This is a genomic window from Nocardioides marmoraquaticus (genome assembly GCF_054777915.1).
The window spans coordinates 1-5603 of sequence record NZ_BAAHAA010000047.1; the positions used below are offsets into that span (position 1 = coordinate 1).

The 5603-nt window shown below is 57.1% G+C and carries 3 rRNA genes; all 3 read right to left on the reverse strand.

Going from position 1 to position 5603, the window contains the following annotated elements:
• Positions 1 to 51 precede the first annotated feature (51 nt).
• The 3 genes from rrf to ACYU8I_RS18770 all read right to left on the reverse strand — a co-directional run bounded on the left by rrf (position 52) and on the right by ACYU8I_RS18770 (position 5328).
• Positions 52 to 168, reverse strand: a 5S ribosomal RNA gene (gene rrf, locus ACYU8I_RS18760).
• A 122-nt stretch (positions 169 to 290) separates the two neighbouring features.
• Positions 291 to 3399 (reverse strand): 23S ribosomal RNA (locus tag ACYU8I_RS18765).
• A 410-nt stretch (positions 3400 to 3809) separates the two neighbouring features.
• Positions 3810 to 5328: ribosomal RNA gene (locus ACYU8I_RS18770) — 16S ribosomal RNA — on the reverse strand.
• The 16S, 23S and 5S rRNA genes sit together here, the layout of an rRNA operon.
• Between the last annotated feature and the right edge of the window lie 275 nt (positions 5329 to 5603).

Genomic DNA, 5603 nt, shown 5'->3' on the forward strand with positions numbered 1-5603 from the left:
AACGACTGAAGGCCGCCCCCCGCGGGGGACGGCCTTCAGCCACTAAGAATTGTCCGGCGACGTCCTACTCTCCCACGACCTCCCGGTCGCAGTACCATCGGCGCTGAAAGGCTTGACTTCCGGGTTCGGAATGGAGCCGGGTATTTCCCTTTCGCTATGGCCGCCGAAACTCTATGGAGTTGTGCCAAGGACCAAAACCCCCACCACACCGTCGACACATCGAGGGAGTGGATCGGTCTCGGGTCCCGGTCATTACTCGGGAACCACACAGTGGACGCGCAACATCTTTGAGGGACAAGCCCTCGGCCTATTAGTACCGGTCGGCTAGGCATCACTGCTGTACACCTCCGGCCTATCAACCCAGTCGTCTACTGGGGGCCTTACCCGGTTACCCGGTGGGAAACCTCATCTTGAAACGTGCTTCCCGCTTAGATGCTTTCAGCGGTTATCACTTCCGAACGTAGCTAACCAGCCGTGCTCTTGGCAGAACAACTGGCACACCAGAGGTCCGTCCATCCCGGTCCTCTCGTACTAGGGACAGCCTTTCTCAAGTTTCCTGCGCGCGCGGCGGATAGGGACCGAACTGTCTCACGACGTTCTAAACCCAGCTCGCGTGCCGCTTTAATGGGCGAACAGCCCAACCCTTGGGACCTACTCCGGCCCCAGGATGCGACGAGCCGACATCGAGGTGCCAAACCATCCCGTCGATATGGACTCTTGGGGAAGATCAGCCTGTTATCCCCGGGGTACCTTTTATCCGTTGAGCGACGCCGCTTCCACATGCCAGCGCCGGATCACTAGTTCCGACTTTCGTCCCTGCTCGAGCTGTCACTCTCACAGTCAAGCTCCCTTGTGCACTTACACTCGAAACCTGATTGCCAACCAGGCTGAGGGAACCTTTGAGCGCCTCCGTTACATTTTAGGAGGCAACCGCCCCAGTTAAACTACCCATCAGGCACTGTCCCTGATCCGGATCACGGACCTAGGTTAGATGTCTAATACAGTCAGAGTGGTATTTCAACGTTGACTCCACCCCCACTGGCGTGAAGGTTTCACAGTCTCCCACCTATCCTACACAAACTGAACCAAACACCAATACCAAACTATAGTAAAGGTCCCGGGGTCTTTCCGTCCTGCCGCGCGTAACGAGCATCTTTACTCGTAGTGCAATTTCGCCGAGTCCACGGTTGAGACAGCGCCCAAGTCGTTACTCCATTCGTGCAGGTCGGAACTTACCCGACAAGGAATTTCGCTACCTTAGGATGGTTATAGTTACCACCGCCGTTTACTGGGGCTTAAGTTCTGCGCTTCGCACTTGCGTGCTAACACGTCCCCTTAACCTTCCAGCACCGGGCAGGAGTCAGTCCGTATACATCGTCTTTCGACTTCGCACGGACCTGTGTTTTTAGTAAACAGTCGCTTGGGCCTGGTCTCTGCGGCCATCATTGCTTCATGCAGCAAGTGCACTGACAAATCCGGCCCCCCTTCTCCCGAAGTTACGGGGGCATTTTGCCGAGTTCCTTAACCATGGTTCACTCGATCGCCTTGGTATTCTCTACCTGATCACCTGAGTCGGTTTGGGGTACGGGCGGCGCACAGCTCGCTAGAGGTTTTTCTCGACAGCATAGGATCATCCACTTCACATAACGCTCCCCATCAGGTCTCAGGCATGTGCATGACGGATTTGCCTATCATGCGCCCTACACCCTTGGCCCGGGAACAACCATTGCCCGGGTTGGACTACCTTCCTGCGTCACCCCATCGCTTGACTACTACCGGTTCGGGTCGTGCGCTCCACCACCATCGTCCCGAAGGATCCAGGTGGCTTTGGGCACTTAGCATCACCGGGTTCGTCATGGGCGCTGTTTTGCCGGTACGGGAATATCAACCCGTTGTCCATCGACTACGCCTGTCGGCCTCGCCTTAGGTCCCGACTTACCCAGGGCAGATTAGCTTGACCCTGGAACCCTTGATCATTCGGCGGAAGAGTTTCTCACTCTTCTTTCGCTACTCATGCCTGCATTCTCACTCGTGTGGCATCCACGACTGGTTCACACCGCCGCTTCACTCGCCACACGACGCTCCCCTACCCATCCACACACCTGGACCACCCTCAAGGAGTGGCCGGACTTGAACGTGTGAATGCCATAGCTTCGGCGGATGACTTGAGCCCCGCTACATTGTCGGCGCGAAATCACTTGACCAGTGAGCTATTACGCACTCTTTCAAGGGTGGCTGCTTCTAAGCCAACCTCCTGGTTGTCTCTGCGACTTCACATCCTTTTCCACTTAGTCACCGCTTAGGGGCCTTAGCTGATGGTCTGGGCTGTTTCCCTCTCGACTACGGAGCTTATCCCCCGCAGTCTCACTGCCGCGCTCTCACTTCCCAGCATTCGGAGTTTGGTTGATTTCGGTAAGCTTGTGGGCCCCCTAGACCATCCAGTGCTCTACCTCCGGGAAGAAACACGCGACGCTGCACCTAAATGCATTTCGGGGAGAACCAGCTATCACGAAGTTTGATTGGCCTTTCACCCCTATCCACAGGTCATCCCCTCAGTTTTCAACCTAAGTGGGTTCGGTCCTCCACGCGGTCTTACCCGCGCTTCAACCTGCCCATGGATAGATCACTTCGCTTCGGGTCTTGATCGTGCCACTGCAACGCCCTGTTCGGACTCGCTTTCGCTACGGCTTCCCCACACGGGTTAACCTCGCGACACAACGCAAACTCGCAGGCTCATTCTTCAAAAGGCACGCCGTCACAGATCTCGAAAGACCCGCTCCGACGGATTGTAGGCACACGGTTTCAGGTACTATTTCACTCCCCGCCAGGGGTACTTTTCACCTTTCCCTCACGGTACTTGTCCGCTATCGGTCACCAAGGAGTATTTAGGCTTAACGGGTGGTCCCGCCAGATTCACACGGAATTTCAGGGGTTCCGTGTTACTTGGGGTCACGCTTCAGAGCCACAGACTTACGTGTACGGGGGTATCACCCTCTGTGCCGGGACTTTCCAGCCCACTTCGACTTCATCTGTGGTTTCTCACTCTGTGTCTGCACGGCAGTACAGACCAAACGGCCCCACAACCCTCACATCGCAACGCCTGCCGGCTATCACACGACATGAGTTTGGCCTCATCCGATTTCGCTCGCCACTACTCTCGGAATCACTGTTGTTTTCTCTTCCTGTCGGTACTGAGATGTTTCACTTCCCGACGTTCCCTCCAACTACCCTATGTGTTCAGGTAGAGGTAACTGGACATGACTCCAGCTGGGTTTCCCCATTCGGACATCCCCGGATCAACGCTCGGTTGCCAACTTCCCGGGGCTTATCGCAGGCTCCTACGTCCTTCATCGGCTCTTGGTGCCAAGGCATCCACCATGTGCCCTTAGTAGCTTGTCTTGCTACAAAGATGCTCGCGTCCACTGTGTAGTTCTCAAACAACAACCGGCACTCCCCACCACAACCCCCGCCTACCCAGCCACACCCTCTCAAGAGAGACACGACCCGAATGGTTCGAGGAGATGGAGACCCGTGAAAAACCAAGCAGGCCTCACGGCCTGGCGCTTGGTCCCTCAGGACCCAACAGTGTGCCAAGCGATCCCTGCGCTACCGGTGAGACCGAGGTTCCACGCCCCACCCCTGACGGGATGCAGCAGTACTGACGGCCCCGCGTCTGCGAGGCGACCACCAACTAGTCGACGTTCCACTAGTGAGCAGTGCCGGACCGGAGGACATCCGCCTCCGAAACCCGACGCCCTGGACCGCATCCCCCACACAAGGCGAGGGAGCGGCCAGCTGATGCTCCTTAGAAAGGAGGTGATCCAGCCGCACCTTCCGGTACGGCTACCTTGTTACGACTTCGTCCCAATCGCTCGCCCCACCTTCGACAGCTCCCCCCACAAGGGTTGGGCCACTGGCTTCGGGTGTTGCCAACTTTCGTGACGTGACGGGCGGTGTGTACAAGGCCCGGGAACGTATTCACCGCAGCGTTGCTGATCTGCGATTACTAGCGACTCCGACTTCATGGGGTCGAGTTGCAGACCCCAATCCGAACTGAGACCGGCTTTTTGGGATTCGCTCCACCTCGCGGTATCGCAGCCCTTTGTACCGGCCATTGTAGCATGCGTGAAGCCCTAGGCATAAGGGGCATGATGACTTGACGTCATCCCCACCTTCCTCCGAGTTGACCCCGGCAGTCTCTTATGAGTCCCCACCATGACGTGCTGGCAACATAAGACGAGGGTTGCGCTCGTTGCGGGACTTAACCCAACATCTCACGACACGAGCTGACGACAGCCATGCACCACCTGTAAACGAGTGTCCAAAGAGACCGCTGTCTCCAGCGGCTTCTCGCCTATGTCAAACCTAGGTAAGGTTCTTCGCGTTGCATCGAATTAATCCGCATGCTCCGCCGCTTGTGCGGGCCCCCGTCAATTCCTTTGAGTTTTAGCCTTGCGGCCGTACTCCCCAGGCGGGGCGCTTAATGCGTTAGCTGCGGCACGGAACTCGTGGAATGAGCCCCACACCTAGCGCCCAACGTTTACGGTGTGGACTACCAGGGTATCTAATCCTGTTCGCTCCCCACACTTTCGCTCCTCAGCGTCAGGTAATGCCCAGAGAACCGCCTTCGCCACCGGTGTTCCTCCTGATATCTGCGCATTTCACCGCTACACCAGGAATTCCGTTCTCCCCTGCATACCTCTAGTCTGCCCGTATCAGAAGCAGGCTCGGGGTTGAGCCCCGAGTTTTCACTCCTGACGCGACAGACCGCCTACGAGCCCTTTACGCCCAATAATTCCGGACAACGCTCGCACCCTACGTATTACCGCGGCTGCTGGCACGTAGTTGGCCGGTGCTTCTTCTGCGCATACCGTCACTTTCGCTTCGTCTGCGCTGAAAGAGGTTTACAACCCGAAGGCCGTCATCCCTCACGCGGCGTTGCTGGATCAGGCTTTCGCCCATTGTCCAATATTCCCCACTGCTGCCTCCCGTAGGAGTCTGGGCCGTGTCTCAGTCCCAGTGTGGCCGGTCACCCTCTCAGGCCGGCTACCCGTCGAAGCCTTGGTGGGCCATTACCCCACCAACAAGCTGATAGGCCGCGAGCTCATCCTCCACCGCCAGAACTTTCCACCACCAACACATGCGTGTAGTGGTCATATCCGGTATTAGCTCCCGTTTCCGGGGGTTATCCCAGAGTGAAGGGCAGATTGCTCACGTGTTACTCACCCGTTCGCCGCTCGTGTACCCCGAAGGGCCTTACCGCTCGACTTGCATGTGTTAAGCACGCCGCCAGCGTTCGTCCTGAGCCAGGATCAAACTCTCCGTTGAAAAACAACGACCACCACACCAGCCACGAAGACCAGCACGGCAGCCAAGAGATGTCCCGGCAAGGGAACAAACCCTGACATCAACTGTCAGAATCATTGTCCTTACCAAAGGAACCGCCGACCAACCAGACCCCAGCCGAAACCAAGACCCAGAAAGCCGGACGGGTAAATCAATTCGTCGACTTTTGGCACACTGTTGAGTTCTCAAGGATCAAGCGCACACCCAGCAGACGAGCCTCACGACCCCGCCAGGGACAACCTGACAAAACTTACCGG